20 protein-coding genes and 2 pseudogenes are annotated in these 22,717 nt (G+C 67.6%); 16 read left to right on the top strand and 6 right to left on the bottom strand.

From position 1 onward, the window contains the following. Positions 1 to 80 precede the first annotated feature (80 nt). The 13 genes and pseudogenes from QP166_RS12455 to QP166_RS12400 all read left to right on the top strand — a co-directional run bounded on the left by QP166_RS12455 (position 81) and on the right by QP166_RS12400 (position 14,503). Positions 81 to 917 carry an endonuclease/exonuclease/phosphatase family protein gene (locus QP166_RS12455; protein ID WP_333916190.1) on the top strand — a complete coding sequence of 279 codons (837 nt, stop codon included), beginning with the start codon at positions 81 to 83 and terminating at the stop codon, positions 915 to 917. A 560-nt stretch (positions 918 to 1,477) separates the two neighbouring features. Further along, the gene (locus tag QP166_RS12450; protein WP_333916189.1) at positions 1,478 to 1,789 is read left to right on the top strand and encodes an STAS domain-containing protein; all 312 of its coding nucleotides are present in this window, start codon (positions 1,478 to 1,480) and stop codon (positions 1,787 to 1,789) included. Further along, entirely contained in the window at positions 1,786 to 2,154 is a 369-nt protein-coding gene (locus tag QP166_RS12445; RefSeq protein ID WP_333916188.1) for a response regulator, read from the top strand. Before QP166_RS12450 ends, QP166_RS12445 begins: the two co-directional genes overlap by 4 nt. After that, the gene (locus tag QP166_RS12440) at positions 2,151 to 4,115 is read left to right on the top strand and encodes a chemotaxis protein CheA (protein ID WP_333916187.1); all 1,965 of its coding nucleotides are present in this window, start codon (positions 2,151 to 2,153) and stop codon (positions 4,113 to 4,115) included. The genes QP166_RS12445 and QP166_RS12440 overlap by 4 nt, the downstream gene beginning before the upstream one ends. Further along, entirely contained in the window at positions 4,102 to 4,623 is a 522-nt protein-coding gene (locus QP166_RS12435; RefSeq protein WP_333916186.1) for a chemotaxis protein CheW, read from the top strand. The genes QP166_RS12440 and QP166_RS12435 overlap by 14 nt, the downstream gene beginning before the upstream one ends. Before the next feature lie 34 nt (positions 4,624 to 4,657). After that, on the top strand, positions 4,658 to 6,571 hold the full coding sequence (locus tag QP166_RS12430) for a methyl-accepting chemotaxis protein (protein ID WP_333916185.1): 1,914 nt from the start codon (positions 4,658 to 4,660) through the stop codon (positions 6,569 to 6,571). Positions 6,572 to 6,734: 163 nt separating this feature from the next. Then, entirely contained in the window at positions 6,735 to 8,531 is a 1,797-nt protein-coding gene (locus tag QP166_RS12425) for a methyl-accepting chemotaxis protein (RefSeq protein WP_333916184.1), read from the top strand. 181 nt (positions 8,532 to 8,712) lie between these two features. Next, a pseudogene (locus QP166_RS19010) lies at positions 8,713 to 9,240 on the top strand (MCP four helix bundle domain-containing protein); the annotation flags it as partial. Between the two features lie 96 nt (positions 9,241 to 9,336). Next, positions 9,337 to 10,389, top strand: a pseudogene (locus QP166_RS19005) (methyl-accepting chemotaxis protein); the annotation flags it as partial. Further along, positions 10,386 to 10,886, top strand: coding sequence for a chemotaxis protein CheW (locus tag QP166_RS12415; protein ID WP_333916182.1), 501 nt, complete (start codon positions 10,386 to 10,388; stop codon positions 10,884 to 10,886). The pseudogene QP166_RS19005 and the gene QP166_RS12415, both read left to right, overlap by 4 nt. Then, a complete protein-coding gene (locus QP166_RS12410; RefSeq protein ID WP_333916181.1) occupies positions 10,883 to 11,734 on the top strand; it encodes a CheR family methyltransferase in 852 nt (283 codons plus the stop codon). The genes QP166_RS12415 and QP166_RS12410 overlap by 4 nt, the downstream gene beginning before the upstream one ends. Before the next feature lie 6 nt (positions 11,735 to 11,740). Then, a complete protein-coding gene (locus tag QP166_RS12405; RefSeq protein ID WP_333916180.1) occupies positions 11,741 to 12,814 on the top strand; it encodes a protein-glutamate methylesterase/protein-glutamine glutaminase in 1,074 nt (357 codons plus the stop codon). Between the two features lie 15 nt (positions 12,815 to 12,829). Then, positions 12,830 to 14,503, top strand: coding sequence for a hypothetical protein (locus QP166_RS12400; RefSeq protein WP_333916179.1), 1,674 nt, complete (start codon positions 12,830 to 12,832; stop codon positions 14,501 to 14,503). A 157-nt stretch (positions 14,504 to 14,660) separates the two neighbouring features. On the opposite strand, the gene QP166_RS12395 is transcribed toward QP166_RS12400, so the two are convergent. After that, positions 14,661 to 14,948, bottom strand: coding sequence for an I78 family peptidase inhibitor (locus tag QP166_RS12395; protein ID WP_333916178.1), 288 nt, complete (start codon positions 14,946 to 14,948; stop codon positions 14,661 to 14,663). Further along, positions 14,948 to 16,123: a ribonuclease D gene (gene rnd / locus QP166_RS12390; RefSeq protein ID WP_333916177.1), complete on the bottom strand. Its 1,176-nt coding sequence runs from the start codon at positions 16,121 to 16,123 to the stop codon at positions 14,948 to 14,950. Before rnd ends, QP166_RS12395 begins: the two co-directional genes overlap by 1 nt. Before the next feature lie 123 nt (positions 16,124 to 16,246). On the opposite strand from rnd, the gene aspS reads away from it, so the two are divergent. After that, positions 16,247 to 18,064, top strand: a complete 1,818-nt coding sequence (gene aspS / locus QP166_RS12385; protein ID WP_333916176.1) for an aspartate--tRNA ligase — start codon at positions 16,247 to 16,249, stop codon at positions 18,062 to 18,064. 224 nt (positions 18,065 to 18,288) lie between these two features. Here the strand turns inward: aspS and QP166_RS12380 are convergent, their stop codons facing one another. Next, positions 18,289 to 18,918, bottom strand: coding sequence for a carbonic anhydrase (locus QP166_RS12380; RefSeq protein WP_333916175.1), 630 nt, complete (start codon positions 18,916 to 18,918; stop codon positions 18,289 to 18,291). A gap of 52 nt (positions 18,919 to 18,970) precedes the next feature. On the opposite strand from QP166_RS12380, the gene lipA reads away from it, so the two are divergent. Continuing rightward, the gene (gene lipA / locus QP166_RS12375; RefSeq protein ID WP_333916174.1) at positions 18,971 to 19,900 is read left to right on the top strand and encodes a lipoyl synthase; all 930 of its coding nucleotides are present in this window, start codon (positions 18,971 to 18,973) and stop codon (positions 19,898 to 19,900) included. Positions 19,901 to 19,906: 6 nt separating this feature from the next. Then, positions 19,907 to 20,377: a type II toxin-antitoxin system RatA family toxin gene (locus QP166_RS12370; protein WP_333916173.1), complete on the top strand. Its 471-nt coding sequence runs from the start codon at positions 19,907 to 19,909 to the stop codon at positions 20,375 to 20,377. Here the strand turns inward: QP166_RS12370 and QP166_RS12365 are convergent. Genes QP166_RS12365 through QP166_RS12355 form a run of 3 tightly spaced genes read right to left on the bottom strand, consistent with a single transcriptional unit; the run spans position 20,329 to position 22,492 of the window. Continuing rightward, positions 20,329 to 20,841 (bottom strand): CinA family protein, encoded by a 513-nt coding sequence (locus QP166_RS12365; RefSeq protein WP_333916172.1) that lies wholly within the window; start codon positions 20,839 to 20,841, stop codon positions 20,329 to 20,331. The genes QP166_RS12370 and QP166_RS12365 overlap by 49 nt on opposite strands. After that, positions 20,838 to 21,368 carry a hypothetical protein gene (locus QP166_RS12360; protein WP_333916171.1) on the bottom strand — a complete coding sequence of 177 codons (531 nt, stop codon included), beginning with the start codon at positions 21,366 to 21,368 and terminating at the stop codon, positions 20,838 to 20,840. Before QP166_RS12360 ends, QP166_RS12365 begins: the two co-directional genes overlap by 4 nt. Continuing rightward, entirely contained in the window at positions 21,365 to 22,492 is a 1,128-nt protein-coding gene (locus QP166_RS12355; RefSeq protein ID WP_333916170.1) for a bifunctional 2-C-methyl-D-erythritol 4-phosphate cytidylyltransferase/2-C-methyl-D-erythritol 2,4-cyclodiphosphate synthase, read from the bottom strand. The genes QP166_RS12360 and QP166_RS12355 overlap by 4 nt, the downstream gene beginning before the upstream one ends. Positions 22,493 to 22,717 lie beyond the last annotated feature (225 nt).

The raw sequence follows: 22,717 nt of genomic DNA, 5'->3' as shown, positions 1-22,717 counted from the left end.
GCGCCAATCGTCATTGCTTCGCTCCGCTCGCAATGACGAGCGCACTGGGATAGCGAGACGGACAGAAAGAAAGGTTGCAGATGAAGCGTTTGATAATGGCAGCGGCAGCGCTGGTAACCGCAAGTGGCGCACAGGCGCAGGACGTGCGCGTCATGACCTTCAACGTGCGCTTCGCGTGCGATTGCGACGGCCCCAACGTCTGGCCGGCGCGGCACGACCTGTTCATGCGGACTGTGCGCGAAGCGAAGCCGGACGTGATCGGCACGCAGGAATTGCTCCAGAAACAGGGCGACGACATCGTCCGTGCGCTGCCGGGCTATCGCTGGTTCGGGCGCGACCGCGACGGCGGGCACAAGGGCGAGCATATGGGCGTCTTTTACCGCACCGATCGGCTCAAGCTGATCCGCAGCGGCGACTTCTGGCTGTCCGAGACCCCCGAAACGCCGGGCAAGATCAGCTGGGGCGCGAACCTGCCGCGGATGGTCACCTGGGGCGTGTTCGAGACGATCGGCAAGACGAAGCGCCGCTTCCTGATGGCCGACACGCACTTTCCGCATCGCGGAGCGGAGGACGAGCAAGCGCGCAATCGCTCCGCCGCGCTGATCGCGGAGCGGCTTCCGGTGATCGCAAAGGGGCTGCCGATCGTGCTGACCGGCGATCTGAACACCACGCCCGGCAGCGCGGCGGTGCGCCGGCTGACGACCTTCCTGACCGACGCGTCGCGACTGGCGCGCACGCCCGACGCGCCGAGCGGGACGTTCCACGATTTCACCGGCACGCCCGAGGCGGGCAAGTGGATCGACTATATCCTTGTGAAGGGTTTCCGTCCGGTGGCGGCCAAGGTGCTGACGACGCACGACGGCGCACATTACCCGTCCGATCACTTCCCGATCGTCGCCGATCTGAAGGGGGAGTAACTCCCCGTCATCCCGGACTTGATCCGGGATCCCGCTTCTTGCGCCATTCGGAAGAAGAAGCGGGGCCCCGGATCAAGTCCGGGGCGACGAAAGCCTGTGACCGACACAGTTCGACCGGATCATGGGTGCAGGTGACGGTCACGGCTCTCGCTCGAGCGCCGCCGCTGGTTGCCGAGCCCGGCAACCGGCAATGGCGAACGATTCGACCAAGGGGCCCGAGGTTGCGTCCGTCGAGCGATGCGCCGGCTTTCGGACAAGCGGTTGCGCAGGTCAGGTGAATAATTCGCATCAGGCGCCTCCACCCCGAACCGTGGGGAAACGCGCAAGTCCCTGACATCGCGTCAATCGTCTTCGGACACGTCGCAACGACCCCAATGACGGGTTAATCGTCATTTTACTCCTTCACGCTAGCAACTCGGTCTCAGGGGAGGACCTCGGCCCGTACGGCGATCACGATAGCGGATCGGCGCGCGAGACGGCGCGATCCGCAGCGTAATCGGGCGTTTGGCGCCCTGGCCTGTCTGCGTGGGCCGGGTGTGCAGTCAAGGAGCAGCAAGTTCATGTCGATCACCCATGTGGTCGCGGCCGGCGATCTGTGCCTGCCGTCGATCGGGTTGCTGGCGGACGATCTGTCGCACGCCTTCGCTGCGAGCGATGCCGTCCGGCTCGACCTGTCGGCAGTGGCCGCGCCCGATCTCAGTGTGGTGCAACTGGTCGAGTCCGCGCGGCGCACCGCGCGCGATGACGGCCGCGACTTCGCGCTTGCCTCCCCGGTCGGCGCCCCGTTCCGCGCGCTGCTGGCGCGCGCCGGCTTCACCCCGGCGTCCGAAGAGGACGCCAGCTTCTGGTTCCACGGAGACTCCGCGCAATGACCGCCTCGATCCTTACCGTTGACGACAGCGCCAGCCTGCGGATGGCGATCCGCATCGCGCTGACCGGCGCCGGTTATGCCGTGACCGAAGCAGTCGACGGGGCCGACGGGCTTGCCAAGGCGACGGGCACGCGGTTCGACATGATCGTCACCGATCTCAACATGCCCAATATGGACGGGCTGGAGATGATCCGCGCGCTGCGTCAGCAGCCGGCGCAGGCGGGCGTGCCGATCATCTTCCTGTCGACCGAATCGGATGCCGACATGAAGGCGCAGGCCAAGGCGGCGGGGGCGACCGGCTGGCTGGTCAAGCCGTTCCAGCCCGACCAGTTGATCCGCGTCGCCCAAAAGGTGCTCGGCAAGTGAACGAGGATCCGACAGCCACTTTTCGGGTGGAGGCGGGCGAACTGCTCGACCAGGTCGAACAGGGATTGCTCGATCTTGGGCACCGGCTGGGCGACATGGCGCTGGTCAATGCGGTGTTCCGGGGGCTGCATACGCTCAAGGGCTCGGGCGCAATGTTCGGCTTCGACGCGCTGGCCGCGTTCACGCACCATTGTGAGAGCGCGTTCGACCGCGTCCGCAAGGGCGAGGTGCCCGCGACCGCCGAGCTGGTATCGGTGATCCTGTCCGCGCGCGACCATATGGCGGCGCTGGTCGAAGGCGACGCGCCACAGGCCGTGGGCGATGCGATCCTCGCCCGGCTCGCGGCGGCGGTCGAGGCCGCGCGCGGCGGCGGCACGCCGGCGGCCCAGCCGGTGGCGGCGTCGCAGGGTTGGCGACTGTTCTTCCGCCTGCCGCCCGATGCGATGGCGAACGGCACCAACCCGCTGATGCTGCTGGACGAATTGCGCGACCTCGGCGCGGCGGAGGTGCGTGTGCGCACCGACACGCTGCCGCCGCTGAACGCGCTGGTGCCCAACGAATGCCATCTCGGCTGGGACGTCGTGCTGCGTGGTGAGATCACCCGCGAGGCGATCGAGGACGTGTTCATCTTCGTCATGGACGACATGACGCTCGACATCGCGCCGCTCGGCGACGAGGCCGCTTCGGCACCCGCCCCGGTCGCGGACGAGCCGATCGCCGCCATACCGGCCGAGGTGATGGCGCCGGTCGCCGCTCCCGGAGGTCCGCCGGCCGCCGCGCAGCCGGCGGTGGAGAACGTCCGCGTTCCCGCCGATCGCCTCGACGCGCTGATGGACCGCGTCGGCGAGCTGGTGATCGCGCAGAGCCGCCTGTCGCAGCTTGCGAACAATCGCCACGACCTGCTGCTGCGTTCGGTGACCGAGGATATCGAGCGGCTGTCCGGCGAGTTGCGCGACACGATGATGGTGTTGCGCATGGTGCCGGTCTCGTCGCTGTTCGGGCGCTTCCGTCGCCTGATCCACGATCTGGCGCGCGAGACCGGCAAGGCGATCGAGCTGCAGACATCGGGCGAAACCACCGAGGTCGACAAGACCGTGATCGAGCGGCTGTTCGATCCGCTGGTCCACATCATCCGCAACTCGTGCGACCACGGCCTCGAAGCACCGGCCGACCGGATCGCGGCGGGCAAGTCCGGGACGGGGCTGGTGAAGCTCAGCGCGCATCAGGCGGGCGGAGAAGTGCTGATCACGATCGTCGACGACGGCCGCGGGATCGACCGCGAGCGCGTCCGCGCCAAGGGCGAGGCCAACGGGCTGATCGAACCGGGGCAGCAACTCGCCGACGAGGAACTGCTCGGGCTGATTTTCCACCCCGGCTTCTCGACCGCGGCACAGGTCACGAACCTGTCCGGACGCGGTGTCGGGATGGACGTCGTCAAGCGCACGATCGAGAGCCTGCGCGGCTCGATCAGCGTGGCGAGCGAGACCGGCAAGGGTTCCACGATCACGCTGCGCATCCCGCTGACGCTGGCGATCATCGAGGGGCTGTTGGTGCGCGTCGGCGAGAGCCGCTACGTCCTGCCGCTGTCCGCGGTCGAAGAATGCCTCGAACTGTCGCTGGAGGACGATCTGCGCTCGCGCGGGCGCAGCCTCATCACGCTCCGCGACCGGCTGGTGCCGTTCGTGCGGCTGCGCGATCTGTTCGCCACCGGCACGCGCCCCGATCCGCACCAGAAGGTCGTGGTGGTCGCCACCGGGCGCGATCGCGTCGGGCTGGTCGTCGACCAGATCATCGGCAACCACCAAACCGTCATCAAGTCGCTATCGGCCTTCCATCGCGGCGTCGGCAGCTTCTCCGGCGCGACGATCCTCGGCGACGGCAATGTCGCGCTGATCCTCGACGTCGCGCAACTGGTCGCGATGGCGCAACCCCGTGAGGAGATGCTCCGTGTCGCGAGCTGATGCCATCAACCCCGTCGCGCCGACCGCCGACGCCGCCGCGACCGCCTGGAACGAGCGCGGCGAGCTGGAGGTGCTGACCTTCGACGTGGGCGGCGAGACGCTCGCGCTGGAGGCGACGATGGTCCGCGAGATCCTCGACCTGCTTCCCGAAACCCTGGTGCCGGGCGCGCCAGCGCTGGTGCGGCACGTCGTCAACTTCCGCGGACGGATCGCGCCCGTCGCCGACCTGCGGCTCGCCTTCGCGATGGAGGCGGCGGAGACGACCGCCGACAGCCGGATCGTGGTCATCGAATTGCCGATCGACGGCGAGCCGACGCTGGTCGGCCTGCGTACCGATCACGTTCGCGAAGTCGCGACGCTGAGTGCCGATGCCAGCGAGGAGGCGCCCTCGGTCGGGATGCGCTGGTCGCGCGATTATGTCCGCCGGCTCGTCCGCTGGCGTGACGATCTCATCATCCTGCCCGATCTCACCGCCATCTTCGCGTCGGTGCTGTCACCGCGCTCCTGACCTGTCTCCGCATCAGCTTTCGTGGGGTTCTGCCATGTCGTTGCTTCCCGTGTTCAAGAAGACCGCCCGTTCCGATTACGCCCTGGCGCAGGTCAGGCAGCTTACCCGAGCGCTCGGTGAAGGCGATCTGTCGCGCCGCGTGTCGCTCGATGAGGCGAGCGGCGAGGCACGGGAGATCCTGTCGGCGGTCAACGATCTGCTCGACGAGGCGCTGAACCCCGCCGTGCGGCTTCGCGACGCGATCGAGCGTGTGTCCGCCGAGCATGACGCGGGCGATATCGACGCGGTGGTTCCCGTGGCGGCGTTCCGTGGCGACATGGCGCAGGCCGCCGCCGGGATCAACGCGCTGGTCGGATCGCATATCGGGGTCAAGAAGACGGCGATGGCGTGCGTCAAGGCGCTCGGCGAGGGGCGGTTCGATGCGCCGCTCGACGCGTTGCCGGGCAAGAAGGCGTTCATCAACGACACGATCGAGGGTCTGCGCGGCAGCCTCAAGGGGCTGATCGCGGAGATGAACACCATGTCCGCCGAGCATGACCGCGGCGACATCGACGTCTTCGTACCGGTCGCCAAGTTCCAGGGCGATTTCGCGGTGATGGCGAAGGGCATCAACGACATGGTCAGCGGCCATATCGCGGTGAAGAAGCTCGCGATGGCGTGCATCAAGCAGTTCGGCGAGGGCAATTTCGACGCCCCGCTGGAGCGCTTCCCCGGCAAGAAGGCGTTCATCAACGACACGATCGAGGAACTGCGCGGCAATTTCCGCGAGATCATCGGCGAGATCCGCCGCCTGATCGACGCCTCGGCCGCCGGGCAGCTCAGCGAACGTGGCGACACCACGCGCTTCCCGGGCGATTTCGGCAAGGTCGTCGGCGGGATCAACGGGATGCTCGATGCGATCCTGTTGCCGATCGCCGAGGGCAATCGCGTGCTGGCGCTGGTCAGCGGCGGCGACCTGACGCAGCGCGTCGAGATCGCGTGCGATGGCGATCACGAGCGGATGAAGGCCGCGATCAACACGCTCGTCGACAATCTGTCCAAGTTCGCCGGCGACGTCGCCGCCGCCTCGGGGCAGGTCGCCGCGGGCAGCCAGCAATTGTCGAGCACCGCCGAACAGGTCAGCGAAGGCGCCACCGAGCAGGCCGCGGCAGCTGAGGAGGCTTCGGCATCGATGGAAGAGATGGCCGCAAACATCAAACAGAATGCCGACAACGCCGCGCAGACCGAGAAGATCGCGCGCCAGTCGTCGCAGGACGCCGAGCAGAGCGGACAGGCGGTGCAGAAGGCGGTCAGCGCGATGCGCACCATCGCCGAGCGGATCGGGATCGTGCAGGAAATCGCGCGCCAGACCGACCTGCTGGCGCTCAACGCCGCGGTCGAGGCGGCGCGGGCCGGTGAACACGGCCGCGGCTTCGCGGTGGTCGCCGCCGAGGTCCGCAAGCTGGCCGAGCGCAGCCAGACCGCTGCGGGCGAGATCAGCGGTATGTCGTCGGAGACGGTGACCGCGGCGGCACAGGCGGGCGAGATGCTCACCAAGCTGGTGCCCGACATTCGCCGGACCGCCGAACTGGTCGCCGAGATCAGCGCGGCGTGTCGCGAACAGGATATCGGCGCGAGCCAGATCAACGAGGCGATCCAGCAGCTCGACAAGGTGACGCAGACCAACGCCTCGGCATCGTCGCAGATTTCCTCGACGTCCGAGGAGCTGGCGGGGCAGGCCGAGGAACTGGAGGCGAACATCGCCTTCTTCCGCACCGCCGAACCGCGCCCGGTCGCCAGCGTCCGCAAGCCGGTGCGCGCCGCGGCCAAGCCGGTCCGCAAGGTCAAGGCGCCGGCACGCAGCGGTGCGAGCGTCGCCGACCAGCAGGCACGCGCCCGCGGCTTCGCGCTCGACCTGAGCACCGGCGGCCCCGACGGCGAGGACGAGGATTTCGGCCGGGCGGCCTGACGTAACGGCGGCGCCCTGCGGCTCCGCCATCCTCGCCGCGGTGTCGCGCGGATAATGAATTGACCGCCGTGACGTTCGCCGCCGTGGCGACCGACCGGCATTCCATCGCGCATCGGTTCCCGGGGTCGGGGACGACGCGTGTCGGATGGCTTTGGAGAATATGATGCGCGCTACGATCAAGATGAAGCTGGGAGCCACCTTCACGGTGCTGGTGCTCCTGCTGGCCATCGTCATCGGCGTCGGTGTCTCGAAGATGAGCACCCTCAACGATGCCATCTCCGAAGTGATCGCGGGGCCGGCGCGTCGCCTGTCGGTCGCCCAGTCGATCGATACCGTCCAGAGCCAGGCGCTCGCGGATCAGCAGTCGCTGGCGCTCAACACCGATGCCATCGTCATGAAGGGCTATTACGACAAGGTCCTTGCGGGGGAAGCCGACATGGACCGGCTGATCGATCAGGGCATCGGGATGGCCAGCAAGGAAGGGCGCCCGTTGTGGGAGACGCTGCGCCGTGACTGGACGGAGCTGAAGCCGACCTTCGAACGGGTGCGCGACCTCGGCTATGCCAACCGCAACGACGAAGCCGCCAAGCTGTCGAACGAGGAGCAGGCGCCGGTCATGAAGCGCTTTGCGTCCGACATCGGCAAGGTCAGCGAGTTCCAGCGCGAGAAGATGAAGGAGGCGGACCAGGCGACGAACGAATTGTACGCCCAAAGCCGCACGATGATGATCGCGGTGGGTGTGATCGCCTCCCTGATCGCGATCGGCGGCGCGGTCTGGATCTCGCTGGTCGTGTCACGCGGGCTGAAGCGGATCGGGGTCGCGGTCGAGGCGGTGTCGATCGGCGACCTCGACCAGGACGTGACCGTCACCAGCAACGACGAGATCAAGGATCTGGTCGATACCGTCAACCGCATGACCGCAAACCTGCGCAAGAGCGCGGCGCTGGCCGATGCGATCGCCGGCGGCGACCTGACCGTCGATCATCAGCCGCTGTCGGAGAAGGACAAGCTGGGTCAGGCGTTGGTGATGATGGTCAATCGGCTGCGCATCGTCGTCGGTGACTCGACGGTGGCGGCGCAGAATGTCGCGGCCGGAAGCCAGCAGCTCTCGTCGTCGTCGGAGCAGGTGAGCCAAGGGGCGACCGAGCAGGCGGCGGCGGCCGAGGAGGCGTCGGCGTCGATGGAGCAGATGGCCGCCAACATCAAGCAGAACGCCGACAATGCGACGCAGACCGAGAAGATCGCGCGCCAGTCGTCGCAGGATGCCGAACTGAGCGGGCAGGCGGTCGAGAAGGCGGTCAGCGCGATGCGCACGATCGCCGAGAAGATCGGCATCGTACAGGAGATCGCGCCCCAGACCGACCTGCTGGCGCTCAACGCCGCGGTCGAGGCGGCACGCGCGGGCGAGCACGGCCGCGGCTTCGCGGTGGTCGCCGCCGAGGTCCGCAAGCTGGCCGAGCGGAGCCAGACTGCCGCGGGCGAGATCAGCGGTATGTCGTCGGAAACGGTGACGGCCGCGGCACAGGCGGGCGAAATGCTCACCAAGCTTGTGCCCGACATCCGTCGTACCGCCGAGCTGGTCGCCGAGATCAGCGCCGCATGCCGCGAGCAGGATATCGGGGCCAGCCAGATCAACGAGGCAATCCAGCAGCTCGACAAGGTCACGCAGCAGAACGCCTCGGCTTCCGAGCAGATTTCCTCGACCTCGGAGGAACTGGCGAGCCAGGCCGAGGAATTGCAGGAGAGCATCGCCTTCTTCCGCGTCAATGAGGGCAGCAAATCCGCCCGTCACATGCCGCGCCCCGCCGTGCGCAGCACCGCCGTCGCGGCGAAGAAGGGCAAGCCCGTCACGCGTGGCACATCGGTGGTCGAGCAGCAGGCGCGTGTACGTGGCTTCGCGCTCGATCTGAGCACCGGCGGTCCGGATGGAGAGGACGCCGACTTCGGCCGCGCAGCCTGAGCCGCCGGCGGGGCGGCGGCCCGCCGAAGTCGGACCGTCAGGTGGAGCGGCAACTACCTGACGGACCACGGTTCCGGAACGTGCCTGAACCTTTCCTTCATCCCTGTTCGGTTAATCAAAGAAGGTAAACCGCAGCAGCGGTCGCGTCGAACGCACCCGGGTGTAAGAATAAGGACTTTCCATGCGCGCCACCATCAAGACGAAACTGGCCGGGAACTTTGCCGCCGTCATCCTTCTGCTTTGCCTGGTCGTCGGAGTCGGTGTGTCGAAGATCGGCGTGCTTAACGGCATGATCGGCGAGATCGTCGACGGCCCCTCGCAGCGTATCCAGTTGGCGTTGACCGCCGATGGCGACGTCGGGCGCGCGATCCGCAACGAGAAGAACATCATGATGACCGACGATGCAGCGATGCAGCGCGAGTTCGAAGCCAAGTTCCTCGACTATGACCGCAAGATCCGCGAAAGTCTCGAAGGCGGGTTGAAGATCGCGACCGAGCAGGGGCGCCCGGTCTGGAAGAAGAGCCTCGAGCAGTGGAATGCCTATCGCCAGATCAGCGACCGTGGGCGCCAGATGGCGATGGCCGGTCACCATGACGAGGCGGCACGGCTGTCGATGACCGAGGGCCGCGCGGTCGTCACCCGCCTCGGCGAGACGCTGGCGCAACTGACCGCGATCACTCAGGCGCAGCTGACGCAGGCCAACGCCGATGCCGCCACGCTCTATTCCGGCGCGCGTACGACGTTGCTGACGACGGCGGTGATCGCACTGCTGTTCGCGATCGGCGGTGCGTTGTGGATCGCGCGGGTGGTGTCGAAGGGGCTGCGGCAGGTCAACGAGGCGGTGTCCGCAGTCGCCGACGGCAATCTGTCGGTCGAGGTCGCGGTGCGCAGCAACGACGAGATCAAGGATCTGGTCGACACCGTCAACCGCATGACGGTGCGGCTGCGCGAGACGATCGGGCAGACCACGCTGGCGGCGCAGAATGTCGCGGCGGGCAGCCAGCAGCTTTCGTCGTCGTCGGAGCAGGTGAGCCAGGGGGCGACCGAACAGGCGGCGGCGGCCGAGGAGGCATCGGCGTCGATGGAGCAGATGGCCGCCAACATCAAGCAGAACGCCGACAATGCGACGCAGACGGAGAAGATCGCGCGCCAGTCGTCGCAGGATGCCGAACTGAGCGGGCAGGCGGTCGAGAAAGCGGTCAGCGCGATGCGCACGATCGCCGAGAAGATCGGCATCGTACAGGAGATCGCGCGCCAGACCGACCTGCTGGCGCTCAACGCCGCGGTCGAGGCGGCACGCGCGGGCGAGCACGGCCGTGGCTTCGCGGTGGTCGCCGCCGAGGTCCGCAAGCTGGCCGAGCGCAGCCAGACCGCCGCAGGCGAAATCAGCGGCATGTCGTCGGAAACCGTCACCGCCGCCGTGCAGGCCGGCGAGATGCTGACCCGGCTGGTGCCCGACATCCGCCGCACCGCCGAACTCGTCGCCGAGATCAGCGCCGCGTGCCGCGAGCAGGATATCGGGGCCAGCCAGATCAACGAGGCGATCCAGCAGCTCGACAAGGTGACTCAGCAGAACGCCTCGGCCTCCGAGCAGATTTCCTCGACGTCCGAGGAACTGGCGGGGCAGGCCGAGGAGCTTCAGGAAAGCATCGCCTTCTTCCGCGTCGAGGACGGCAAGCGGCCTGCACGCCATGCGCCCCGCAGCGTCGCGCGCAGTGCGGCGCCGGTCGCGAAGAAGAATCAGGCGCCGCGCGGTGCCTCGATCGCCGAGCAACAGGCCCGCGTCCGCGGCTTCGCGCTCGATCTTACCAATGGTGGCCCTGACGGCGAAGACGCCGAGTTTGGACGTGCAGCATGAGCATGACGAAGCAGGAACTACAGGTCGTCGTCTTCGGCCTCGGGGAGGAGCGCTTCGCGCTGCCGGTCACCGAGGTCCGTGAGATCCTCGATCATCGACCGGCGTTCCGGATGCCCGACGCCCCGGCGTGGCTGGTCGGCATCACCGATGTGCGCGGTACGTCGGTGCCGATGATCGACCTGCGCGTGCGGCTCGGCATGGCGACGGGGGAGACGACCCTCGCGACGCGCGTGCTGGTGGTGGAGGCGCCGGTCGCCGGCGCCGCGCCGCTGGTGCTGGGGCTGGTCGTCGATCGCGTGCTCGACGTCAGCCGCTTCGGTGCCGACGCCGTCGAGCCATCGCCCGACCTGGGCGGCCGCTGGCGCTCGGGGTATGTCGAGGCAATCCTGCGTCGCGACGACGGCTTCGTCGCGCTGCTCGACCTGCCGCGGATCTTCGCAAGCGACGATGCCGATCTGCTCGGCGGCGCCCCCGCGACGGGCGCACTGGCGGCATGAGCGCGGCGGCGATCGCCGCGTCGGGCGCGGACGTGCTGTCGAAGCGCGATTTCGAGCGGATCGCGCGCTACATCTACGCGCAGGCCGGCATCCGCCTGCCTCCCGCCAAGCTGACCATGATCGAGGGTCGATTGCGGCGGCGTGTCCGCGCGACGCAAAGCGCGTCGCTCGGCGATTATTGCGCATGGCTGTTCGAGGACGACAATCTCGACCAGGAACGACAGCACCTGCTGAACGCGGTCACCACGAACAAGACCGATTTCTTCCGCGAACCCAAGCATTTCGATTACCTGCAAAGCGTCGCCTTGCCGCAGATGCAGGACGAGGGTGTGCGGCGGCTGCGGGTGTGGAGCGCGGCCTGCTCGACCGGAGCGGAGCCCTATACGATCGCGATGGTCCTCGACGCCTTTGCACGGGAGCGGCGCGGGCCGGACTATGGCATCCTCGCCACCGACCTCGATACCGACGTGCTGGCGACCGCGAAGCGCGGCATCTACCCGGCCGCGCAGGTCGAGCCCGTGCCCGCCGCGTTGCGCCAGCGCTACGTGCTGCGTCCGCGCGATCGCGATCGCGACGAGGTGCGGATCGTCCCCGAATTGCGCAGCGCGGTCGGCTTCGCGCAGCTCAACCTGATGAACGATCATTATCCGGTCGGCGAGCCGATGGACATGATCTTCTGTCGCAACGTCCTGATCTACTTCGACAAGCCGACACAGGAACAGGTCGTGCGCCGGCTGGCGGCATGTCTGCGGCCCGGCGGGCTGCTGTTCCTCGGCCATTCGGAGTCGGTCGCGGGCTTCACCCTTCCCATCACCGCGGTGGGCAACACCGTGTTCAAGAAGATCTGAGCGGCCATGAAGAAGACCCGCGTCCTGATCATCGACGATAGTGCCAGCGTGCGTCAGGCGATGACCGCTATCCTCTCCGCCGATCCGCAGATCGAGGTGATCGCCGCCGCCGCCGATCCGTTCGCCGCCGCCCGTTACATGCAGACCGAGGTGCCCGACGTCATCACGCTCGACGTCGAGATGCCGCGCATGGATGGGATTACTTTCCTGCGCCGGTTGATGGCGCAATGCCCGGTGCCGGTAGTGATGTGCTCGTCGCTGGTCGAAGAGGGCTCGGAGACGTTGTTGCAGGCGCTGGAGGCCGGCGCGGTCGACGTGATCCTGAAGCCGCGCGTCGGGGTCGCCGATCATCTCGCCGAGGCGCATCTGCTGATCCGCGAGACGGTGAAGGGTGCGGCGCGCGCGCAGTTGAGTGCACGCCGCGCCACGCCGTCGCGCGCGCCGCAGCAGAAGCTGTCCGCCGATGCGGTGCTGCCGCCGCCCACCGGCCGCGCGATGAGCAAGACCACCGAAATGGTCGTGTGCATCGGCGCGTCGACCGGCGGGACCGAGGCGCTGCGCGAGGTGCTGGAAGCGCTGCCCGCCAACTCGCCCGGCATCGTGATCGTCCAGCACATGCCGGAAAGCTTCACCCGCGCCTTTGCGCGGCGGCTCGACGGACTGTGCCAGATCGACGTCAAGGAGGCCGAGGACGGCGATACGGTGATGCGCGGCCGCGCGCTGATCGCGCCGGGCGGGCTGCGGCATACGATGCTGGAGCGGCAGGGGGCGCGCTATGTCGTGTCGGTCAAGGAAGGGCCGCTGGTTTCGCGCCACCGCCCGTCGGTCGACGTGCTGTTCCGCTCGGCCGCGCGCAATGCCGCGGCGAACGCGGTCGGGATCATCATGACCGGGATGGGCGACGATGGCGCGCGCGGGTTGCTCGAGATGAAGACCGCCGGCGCACGCACCTTCGCGCAGGACGAGGAGACGTCGATCGTCTTCGGAATGCCGAAGGAAGCGATCGCACGCGGCGCAGCGGACAAGGTCGTTCCGCTGGGTCGCATCGCGCGCGAATTGCTGACCGCGACCGCGCGCTGAACGAAGGGGAATGGGATGCTGCTGAGCACGATCGATCCGGCGACCGCGACCGCGCTGCCGCTTGGCGGCCTCGCCGACGATCTCGACCTGTTGATCGGCGACCTCGAATCGCGGTTCCGCGCGGTCGGAGAGACGCTGGCCTCGACGATCGATACCGTCGATCGGATGGCGACCGGTCTCGACGAGGTGCAGCGCGCGCTCTCGCCCGAGGTGGCGGGTGCGGCGGTCGACAAATTGCGGCAGGCCGCGCACCGGCTCGGTACCTTGCCCGAACAGCGCCGACAGCGCGCCGGCCAGATCGGCGCGCTGACGCTGCGCACGCGCGAGCTGCGCGAGTTGCTGTCCGACGTGGCCGAGCTGCTGCGGACGCTCAGCATCTATGGCATGAACATCAAGATCGCCTCGTCCGGCGAGATGTCCTTCGTTCAATTTGCGACCGGCATGGAGGGCAAGCTCGACAGCGGCCGGCGCGAGCTGAAGCAGTTCGAGCAGGAACTGGCCAGCTTCGGCACCGTGGTGCGCGACGTGAAGGAAGCGGACGATCTGCTCGCCGACGAGTGCCGCAAGGTGCCCGCCACCGTGCCGGGGGAATTGTCGGGTAACGCCGACGTCCTTGAACGCCACCTCGAAGCGACCGCGCGCATGGCGCGCGACGTGCGCCAGATCATGCAACAGGTGCAGAGCGCGGTCGCGAACATCCTCGGCGCGATCCAGATCGGCGACAGCGTTCGGCAGCGTGTCGAACATTGCGCGGCGATCCTGCGCGCCGCGCAGGCGGAAGTCGACGCACCCGGCGCCAGCGCGCATCTCTCGCGGCTGGTCGCGGCGCAGATGGCCGGGATCGCGGAAGATTTCCGACGCGAGATGAGCGCGTTGGTCGGTTCGCTCGCGCAACTCGGGCCGCTCGCCGGGGGATTGATGAAGATCATCGCCGCGCAGGCGCAGGGCGAGGAGAGCGAGGCGCTCGGCAAGCTGCAAAGCGGTATCGCCGGGCTGGGCCATGTCACCGGCCGGCTGAGCGAGGCCGACCGTCAGCTCGAGGGGCTGACCGCCTATGTCGCCAACACAATCGCAGACCTTTCGCGCGGGCTGGGACGAATTCAGCGCATCGCGATGGACGTGCAGGATATTTCCACCAACACCCGGCTGCTGTGTCGTCGGCACGGCATCATCGGGCGCGCGGTGGCGGTGATCGCGACCGAGGTGAATCCATGCGCCACACGCCTGACGCGACTGAGCAGCGACATCGAGCGCGTCGTGCAATCGCTGGGAATGCTCGACCTTCATCCCGAGGGCAGCACCGGCGCGGGCGGCTCGACCGGCGCACTCGACGACGCGCTGGCGGTGGTACGCAGCGCGTGCGAAACCTCCGACCACGCCATGGCGAACGGCGGCGACGAGGCGCGGCGGATCATCGCCACGCTCCAGCAGGACGTCGGCGCGTTGCAGCACGAACAGGCGTTTGCCGACCGGCTCGACGTCGGCGCGGTAGTGCTCAACCGGCAGGCGACCGAGACCACGCTGACGCCGGCCGACGAAGCGGCGTTGCAGCGGCTGCTGCCATGGGCGGGCGCGCTCTACACCATGGCCTCGGAACGCGCGATCCACGCCGCGTTCCTGCTGCCCGGTATGGAGCAGGCTTCTGCGCCCGTAGCGGCGTTCGATGAGGATGACGACGGGTTGTTCTGAACGGACGCGGGGCCAGCCGTACAACGCATCCGTTCGTGCTGAGCCTGTCGAAGCATGTGCTGCGCGGCACGCCCTTCGACAAGCTCAGGGCGAACGGTATCTCATTGTGTCGTCGTGCCGGCTCAAATCCGGAACGAAGAAACAAGCGGCACGGAACTCACCCGCAGCTGAACTTCACTACCCTACCGCCCGCGTCACGCTCGACATTCAGCCGGTCGGGGCGGAAGTCCATCGTCAAGGCATCGCCGCTGCGATAGCTGCGCACCGAGCGCGCGCCGCTCAGCCGCTGCGCCTCCGCGGTCACCTCCGCCGCCATCCGCCCGACCAGCGACTGCACCGCATTGGCGTCGCACTGCACGCCCGGCGCCGTAGCCTCCGCGACCGGAGCGGCCGGCTTCGCGCACGCGCCCAACGCCAGTGCAGCCGTCAGAGCGATCGCCCGCATCATGCCACCGCCTCCGTCCGCGTCATCTTCAGTCGCCCGTCCTGCACCGCAAAACCGAGCCGTCCCTCGACCAGATCGAGCGCATCCTGCCCGAATTGGTCGAACCGCCAGCCCTGCAGGATCTGCAATCCCTGCCGCTGGCCGGCGGCAAGCAGTTCCAGCTCGTCACCGCGAGCGAGCAACCGCGGCGCGACGTCGATGTCGCGCGCACGGATCTTGAGCAGCAGCTTGAGCAGGTCGGCGACCAGCGCCCCCTCCTTGCCCAATCCCGGCTTGCGGTCCTCGCGCGGCGGCATTTCGTCGTCGGGAAGCGGCTGCGCGCCCTCGATCGCCGCCATCAGTCGCGCGCCGATGTCGTTGCCCGCCCAGGTCTGCGACAGCCCGCGCACCTTGGCGAGGTCGGCCTGCTTGCGCGGGGCATGGCCCGCCAGATCGGCGATCGTCTCGTCCTTGACGATCCGCCCGCGCGGCAGATCCTTGGCCTGCGCCTCCAGCTCGCGCCACTTGGCGATCGCCTTCAGCCGCCCGAGCACGTCGGGCTTGCGGCTGGAGATCCGCACGCGCTTCCACGCGACATCGGGGTCGTTGGCGTAATTGGCCGGATCGGCCAGCCGCTCCATTTCCTGATCCAGCCACGCGCCGCGCCCGGTCTTGCGCAGCCGCTCCAGCATCTTGGGGAAGATATTCGACAGGTGCGTCACGTCGCCGATCGCATATTCGATCTGTCGCGCGTCGAGCGGTCGGCGCGCCCAGTCGGTGAAGCGTGCACCCTTGTCGACCTGGACGCCCAGCCAGCTGTCGACCAGGTTCGAATAACCGATCTGTTCGCCTTGCCCGAGCGCCATCGCCGCGATCTGCGTGTCGAACAACGGGTGCGGCGTGCGCCCGGTGAGATTGTAGATGATCTCGATATCCTGCCCGCCGGCGTGGAAGACCTTGAGTACGTCCTCATTGTCGACCAGCAGGTCAAGGAGCGGTCCCAGGTCGAGCCCCGGCGCCATCGGATCGATCGCCGCGGCCTCCTCGGTATCGGCAATCTGGATCAGGCAGAGCTCCGGATAATAGGTGCTCTCGCGCATGAACTCGGTGTCGACGGTGACGAACGGGGCATCGGCAAGGCGGGCACAGAGATTGGCGAGCGTTGCGCTGTCGGTGATGAGCGGATGGACGTGCATAGGCGCTCGTCCATAGACCGGTGCACGCGCCTTGACAAAGTGGGTTGCGACGGGGGAGGGCGGAGGCTGTCAAAAACGCTTCCTCGTCGTGCCAGACGCGGCGACATCAGTCAGAGATCATCCATGCACGCCTATCGCACCCACCATTGCGCCGCGCTGTCCGCCGATCAGGCCGGCGACACCGTCCGCCTCTCCGGCTGGGTGCATCGCAAGCGCGACCACGGCGGCGTGCTGTTCGTCGACCTGCGCGACCATTACGGCATCACGCAGATCGTCGCCGACAGCGACTCGCCCGCGCTGGCGATCCTCGATGCCGTGCGCGTCGAGTCGGTGGTGACGATCGACGGCAGCGTGAAGCGCCGCTCGGAAGGCACCGTGAACCCGAATCTCGCGACGGGCGAGATCGAGGTCTATGCGCGCGGCGCGACCGTCCTGTCGGCGGCCGAGGAACTGCCGATGCCGGTCGCGGGCGAGCAGGATTATCCCGAGGATATCCGCCTGCGCTATCGCTTCCTCGACCTGCGCCGCGAGACGCTCCACGCCAATATCGTCCGCCGCACCAAGGTGATCTCCGACATGCGCCGCCGCATGGAGGATGCCGGCTTCACCGAATATTCGACCCCGATCCTCACCGCCTCGTCGCCGGAAGGCGCGCGCGACTTCCTGGTGCCGAGCCGTATCCATCCCGGCAAGTTCTACGCGCTCCCGCAGGCGCCGCAGCAGTACAAGCAGCTGCTGATGGTCGCGGGGTTCGACCGCTATTTCCAGATCGCGCCGTGCTTCCGCGACGAAGACCCGCGCGCCGACCGGCTGCCGGGCGAATTCTACCAGCTCGACCTGGAAATGAGCTTCGTCACGCAGGAAGAGGTGTGGGAAACGATGGAGCCGGTGATCGGCGGCATCTTCGAAAAGTTCGCCGACGGCCGCACGGTCACGCCGACGGGCGAGTTCCCGCGCATCCCCTATGACGAGTCGATGCTGAAGTACGGCAGCGACAAGCCCGACCTGCGCAATCCGCTGCTCATCACCGACGTGTCGTCGCATTTCACGACCTCGGGTTTCGGGCTGTTCGAGAAGATCGTCGGTTCGGGCGGCGTCGTCCGCGCGATCCCGGCGCCGGGCACGGCCGAGAAGAGCCGCAAGTTCTTCGATGAAATGAACGATTGGGCACGCAGCGAGGGTCATGCCGGCCTCGGCTATGTCACGCGCAAGGGCGGCGAGTTCGGCGGGCCGATCGCCAAGAATCACGGCACCGAGGGGATGGAGGCGCTCTACGCCGCGCTCGGCCTCGGGCCGGACGACGGGATGTTCTTCGCCGCGGGCAAGCCCGAACAGGCCGCCAAGCTCGCCGGGCTCGCGCGCACCCGCGTCGCCGACCAGCTCGGACTGATCGAGCAGGGGGCCTTCCGGCTGTGCTGGATCGTCGACTTCCCCTTCTACGAATATGACGAGGACGAGAAGAAGGTCGAGTTCGCGCACAATCCCTTCTCGATGCCGCAGGGCGGGATGGACGCGTTGACCGGGCAGGACCCGCTGACGATAAAGGCGTATCAGTACGATCTGGTCTGCAACGGCTATGAGATCGCCTCGGGCTCGATCCGTAACCAGTCGCCCGAGCTGATGGTCAAGGCGTTCGAGCTGGTCGGGCTCTCAAAGGCCGATGTCGAGGAGCGGTTCGGCGGCCTCTACCGCGCGTTCCAGTACGGCGCGCCGCCGCACGGCGGGATGGCGGCAGGTGTCGACCGGATCGTCATGCTGGTATGCGACGCGCAGAACCTCCGCGAAGTGTCGCTGTTCCCGATGAACCAGCGCGCCGAGGACCTGCTGATGGGCGCCCCGTCGCCCGCGTCGGTCAAGCAGCTTCGCGAACTGAGCGTGCGCGTGACCGCGGACGCACCGAAGAAGGACGCCACCGCGACGGTCAGCCCGCACGCGGGGTGAGGAGAAGAGGGAGGCTTCCACGCCCCCTCGTCATTCCCGCGAAGGCGGGAATCCAGAACCACTGACGTTCGCGACTCTCACGATGGCCTGCGCGTCTGGATTCCCGCCTGCGCGGGAATGACGGAGTTGGTCGAGCGCCAATAGTGGAGCGAAGCCCCCGTAACAAGAAACGGCCGCCCCGTCCCCAAAGGAACGAAGCGGCCGCCTCACGATATCACGAACGCTTACGCGGCTTCGTAATGCCCGTCTTCCTGCAGCACGTTCAGCTTGCCGTCCTTGATCGCGAACACCGCGCCGTGGAGCTTCAAGGAGCCGTCTTCCAGCCGCTGCTGGACGAACGGGAAGGTCTTGAGGTTCTCGATCGACACCTTCACGCCCTCGCGCTCCAGCGCGGTCTGGCCTTCGGGGCCATCGCCATGCTCGGCGATCACCTTCTCGCGCGCGTCGTCGAGCAGCTTGATCCACTCCGCGACAAACCCGCCTTCACCCGGCTTGGCATCGCGCAGCGCGCCCGACAGCGACGCCTTCACGCCGCCGCACTGGCCGTGGCCGAGCACCAGGATCTCGTCGACCTTCAGCACCGTGACCGCGAATTCCAGTGCCGCCGAGACGCCGTGGAGACCGCCCGACGGATCGAACGGCGGAACCAAGTTGGCGACGTTGCGCACCACGAACACCTCGCCAGGCACCGTGCCGAAGATCGTGGCCGGATCGACGCGGCTGTCCGAGCAGGCGATCACCATCACCTTGGGCTCCTGACCCTCGGCCAGCTTGCTCCAGCTCTCGCGCTCCTCGATCCATTCGTTGCCGCGGAAGCGGTAATAGCCCTCGATCAGGTCGTGGAACTTTCTCATGCCGTAAAAGCCCTTCGTTGTTTCGGGTGGAAGTAAACGCTATCTGCACGCCATGAACGACATGACCCCGCTCCCGGCTCCCCAGCGGCAACGCAAGCCCGACTGGATTCGGGTCAAAGCCCCGACCAGTGAGGGCTTCGCCGCGACTCGCGCGCTGATGCGCTCGAAGAGCCTGACGACGGTGTGCGAAGAGGCCGCCTGCCCGAACATCGGGGAGTGCTGGACCAAGAAGCACGCCACCGTCATGATCCTGGGCGATACGTGCACGCGCGCCTGTGCCTTCTGCAACGTGAAGACGGGGATGCCGCGCGCGGTCGATCCGATGGAGCCGCAGAACGTCGCCGATGCGGCCGCGCAGATGGGGTTGGCGCATATCGTCGTGACCTCGGTGGATCGCGACGATCTGCCCGATGGCGGTGCGAAGCAGTTCGTGAGGGTCATCGAGGCCATTCGCCGCACCAATCCAAATACCACGATCGAAATTCTGACCCCCGACTTCCGCAACAAGCATGAGGCGGCGGTCGAAGCAATCGTTGCGGCGCGTCCGGACGTATATAATCACAATCTGGAAACCGTGCCGCGGTTGTACCCGACCATTCGGCCCGGTGCGCGTTATTATGCGTCGCTCCGGTTGCTTGAAAGCGTCAAGAAACTTGACCCGTCGATCTTTACCAAGTCGGGAATCATGCTCGGATTGGGTGAGGAGCGGCTCGAAGTTCATCAGGTGATGGACGATATGCGCTCCGCCGACATCGATTTCCTGACGATGGGTCAGTATCTTCAGCCGACGCCGCGCCACGCCAAGGTCGCCGATTTCGTCACGCCGGCGGCGTTCGACGCTTATGCCGCGATCGGGCGCGCGAAGGGCTTCCTGCTGGTCGCCTCGTCGCCGCTGACCCGGTCGAGCTATCACGCGGGTGACGATTTCGCGAAGATGAAGGCGGCGCGCGACGCGAAGCTGGCCGCCAAGACGCCTGCCTGATCGCGGATGCCCAAGCATAGTGAGACGCGGCGGCTCCCGTACACGCCGGAGCAGATGTTCGCCCTCGTCGCGGACGTGCGGCGTTACCCGGAATTCCTCCCATGGGTCAGCGCGATGCGTGTCCGCAAGGACACGCCGGAGGAAACGCTCGCCGACATGATCGTCGGGTTCAAGGGGCTGCGCGAAACCTTCACCTCGAAGGTGACCAAGCAGCAGCCCGATACGATCCGCGTCGAATATATCGAGGGCCCGCTGAAATACCTTAACAACGACTGGCGCTTCCGTGCCGACGGCGAGGGCGGGTGCCTCGTCGACTTCTCGGTTGATTTCGCGTTCAAGAACCGAATGTTCGAGATGCTCGCCGGGCAGGTGTTCGGCGTCGCGCTGCGCCGAATGATCGGCGCGTTCGAGGAACGCGCCGCCAAGCTTTACGGCGCGTCGGGCAGCAGCAGTTCCAGCGCACACAGCGCCGCCTGAAGCCGCACCCCGCCGCGGCCGAGGTCGCCGAAGAACCGCTTGTCGGCGATCACGTCCGCGGGGTCGCCGCCACGCTCGGCACGCGCGAACACCACGGTGCCGACCGGCTTCTTCTCGCTGCCGCCGCCCGGTCCGGCGACCCCGGTGATCGCGACCGCGACATCGGCGTCCGATTTGGCGAGCGCGCCCTGCGCCATGCTCCAGGCCACCGCGATCGACACCGCGCCGAACGTGTCGAGCACGTCGCCGCTGACGTTGAGCAGCTTCTGCTTGGCGGAGTTGGAATAGGTCACGAACCCGGCCTCGACCACGTCGGAGCAGCCGGGAATTTCGGTCAGCGCCGCGGCGACCAGTCCGCCGGTGCAGCTTTCGGCGACCGCGATGCGGCGTCCGGCGGCGCGGTTCGCCTCCACCACGCGGCGTGCGGCGTCGACCAGTTCCTGTGGCAAGGTAATGTCGTTCATCGTGCGGCCCCCGCCGGGCACACCGGCAGATCGGGGATGTCGGTGCGCTTCCCCTTGTTCTTCTCGGACTTCAGATATTGCAGCGTCGCGACGACGATGCCGGCGGTGTTGCGCGCCGGCAGCGGCTCGAGCAGCGTGACCAGCCGGTCGAGCGTCGGGCAATCCCCGGCCTGGATGCGCCCGGTGATCTGCGGCGCCAGAAGCGATGTCAGCATCGGCCGCGCATAGTCGCTGAGCAGCAGCAGTTCCACCGCCGGATCGCTGAGCTTCGCAATTGCGGTACGCGCCGCCGGCCAGGCGCGATCGGCCTCGCGGTCGTATTTCGCCAGAAAGTCGCCGCTCTGCTGTCGCAACAGGCTGGTCGAGGGCAGCGCCGCGCAGACCCGCCCGGCATCGCGGATGATCTCGGGCATCGCCACCAGCGCAATCGATTCGGCATCGGTGGCGCTCAGGCACGGCGTCTGCGCCGATGCGACCGGCGCTACCAGCATCGCGGCGAGCGCGAGCGATCCGGCGAGGCGCTTCATGCCCGCCCCGCGCGCGGCAGTTCGATGGTCGCGACCGCCTGCGCCGCGATGCCCTCGCCACGGCCAGTGAAGCCAAGTCGTTCTGTGGTGGTTGCTTTCACGCTGACCCGATCGGTCGACAGCCCTAGAAGTTCCGCGATACGCGTCTGCATCGCCGCGCGATGCGGCCCGATCTTGGGTGCCTCGCACATCAGCGTCAGGTCGACGAAGGTGATCCGCCCGCCGCGTGCCTCGACCAGCGTCCGCGCGTGCGCGAGGAACTGCCCCGATTCGGCGCCGCGCCACTGCGGATCGCTGGGTGGGAAATGCGTGCCGATATCGCCGGCCGCGATCGTGCCGAGCACCGCATCGGTGATCGCGTGAAGCGCGACGTCGGCGTCGCTATGCCCCGACAGCCCTTGATGATGCGGGATCAGCACGCCGCCGAGCCACAATTCCTCGCCATCCTCCAGCCGGTGTACGTCGAAGCCGCTCGCCGAGCGCGTCTCGGTCGCGACGCGCGCCTCGGCAACCGCGAAATCGGCGGGATAGGTGATCTTGTCGAGCATCGTGTCGCCTTCGACCGTCGCGACGCTTTTGCCCAGCGCGCGCACCATCTGCGCATCGTCGGTGGCGACCGGTCCGTCCCATGCGGCGTGCGCCGCGGCGAGCGCGTCGACGCGGAACGCCTGCGGGGTCTGGACGCGGCGCAGCGTGTCGCGCGCCACGGTCGCGCCATCAGTCGCGACCAGTGTGTCGGCGACGGGCAGCACCGGTATCGCGCCCTCGGCCTGGTCGAGCGCGGCGAGCAGCCGGTCGACCACCGCGGCGGGCACGAACGGCCGCGCCGCGTCATGGACCAGCACGCGGGTCGCATCGCCCAGTGCGGCGAGCCCGGCGGCGACGCTGTCGCGCCTTTCCGCGCCGCCGATCACCCATTCGGCATCAGGGAGTGCGGCGCGCAGCAGCGGCTCCTGTCCGGGCGCGACGACGACCAGCACGCGCTCGATCGCGGGATGCGCGGCGAGCGCGTCATGGCTCCACGCCAGCATCGCGCGACCGGCGATCGGCGCGAATTGCTTGGGAAGCGTGCTGCCGCTGCGGGAGCCGGTGCCGGCGGCGACGATAAGGGCGACCGTGGTCATGTCCGCGCCCCTAAAGGAGGATCGGGCGCGAGGGAATGGCCTGACCGTCTGACTGCTACGTTGCTGGTATATCGGGGTTGCGAACGGGAGCCTGTCGAATAATTCCCCCGTCCTTCCGTCCTTCCGTCCTTCCGTCCTTCCGTCCTTCCGTCCTTCCGTCCTTCCGTCCTTCCGTCCTCCCGTGCCCCCGCCACCTCCGTTCGTCCTGAGCTTGTCGAAGGGCGT

The sequence above is a fragment of the Sphingomonas sp. LR60 genome, assembly GCF_036855935.1.
Lineage (GTDB): Bacteria > Pseudomonadota > Alphaproteobacteria > Sphingomonadales > Sphingomonadaceae > Sphingomonas.
Note: the sequence above shows the minus strand (reverse complement) of the source record. Positions and strands in the feature narration are given on the sequence as shown.

Bases quoted from the DNA above. Each gene is read 5' to 3' on its own strand.
- QP166_RS12405 (WP_333916180.1), top strand. From the start codon at position 11,741: ATGAAGAAGACCCGCGTCCTGATCATCGACGATAGTGCCAGCGTGCGT.
- QP166_RS12355 (WP_333916170.1), bottom strand. From the start codon at position 22,492: ATGACCACGGTCGCCCTTATCGTCGCCGCCGGCACCGGCTCCCGCAGC.
- QP166_RS12415 (WP_333916182.1), top strand. From the start codon at position 10,386: ATGAGCATGACGAAGCAGGAACTACAGGTCGTCGTCTTCGGCCTCGGG.
- QP166_RS12370 (WP_333916173.1), top strand. From the start codon at position 19,907: ATGCCCAAGCATAGTGAGACGCGGCGGCTCCCGTACACGCCGGAGCAG.
- QP166_RS12410 (WP_333916181.1), top strand. From the start codon at position 10,883: ATGAGCGCGGCGGCGATCGCCGCGTCGGGCGCGGACGTGCTGTCGAAG.
- aspS (WP_333916176.1), top strand. From the start codon at position 16,247: ATGCACGCCTATCGCACCCACCATTGCGCCGCGCTGTCCGCCGATCAG.
- rnd (WP_333916177.1), bottom strand. From the start codon at position 16,123: ATGCACGTCCATCCGCTCATCACCGACAGCGCAACGCTCGCCAATCTC.
- QP166_RS12360 (WP_333916171.1), bottom strand. From the start codon at position 21,368: ATGAAGCGCCTCGCCGGATCGCTCGCGCTCGCCGCGATGCTGGTAGCG.
- QP166_RS12365 (WP_333916172.1), bottom strand. From the start codon at position 20,841: ATGAACGACATTACCTTGCCACAGGAACTGGTCGACGCCGCACGCCGC.
- QP166_RS12430 (WP_333916185.1), top strand. From the start codon at position 4,658: ATGTCGTTGCTTCCCGTGTTCAAGAAGACCGCCCGTTCCGATTACGCC.
- QP166_RS12450 (WP_333916189.1), top strand. From the start codon at position 1,478: ATGTCGATCACCCATGTGGTCGCGGCCGGCGATCTGTGCCTGCCGTCG.
- QP166_RS12395 (WP_333916178.1), bottom strand. From the start codon at position 14,948: ATGCGGGCGATCGCTCTGACGGCTGCACTGGCGTTGGGCGCGTGCGCG.
- QP166_RS12425 (WP_333916184.1), top strand. From the start codon at position 6,735: ATGCGCGCTACGATCAAGATGAAGCTGGGAGCCACCTTCACGGTGCTG.
- QP166_RS12380 (WP_333916175.1), bottom strand. From the start codon at position 18,918: ATGAGAAAGTTCCACGACCTGATCGAGGGCTATTACCGCTTCCGCGGC.
- QP166_RS12445 (WP_333916188.1), top strand. From the start codon at position 1,786: ATGACCGCCTCGATCCTTACCGTTGACGACAGCGCCAGCCTGCGGATG.
- QP166_RS12455 (WP_333916190.1), top strand. From the start codon at position 81: ATGAAGCGTTTGATAATGGCAGCGGCAGCGCTGGTAACCGCAAGTGGC.
- QP166_RS12400 (WP_333916179.1), top strand. From the start codon at position 12,830: ATGCTGCTGAGCACGATCGATCCGGCGACCGCGACCGCGCTGCCGCTT.
- lipA (WP_333916174.1), top strand. From the start codon at position 18,971: ATGAACGACATGACCCCGCTCCCGGCTCCCCAGCGGCAACGCAAGCCC.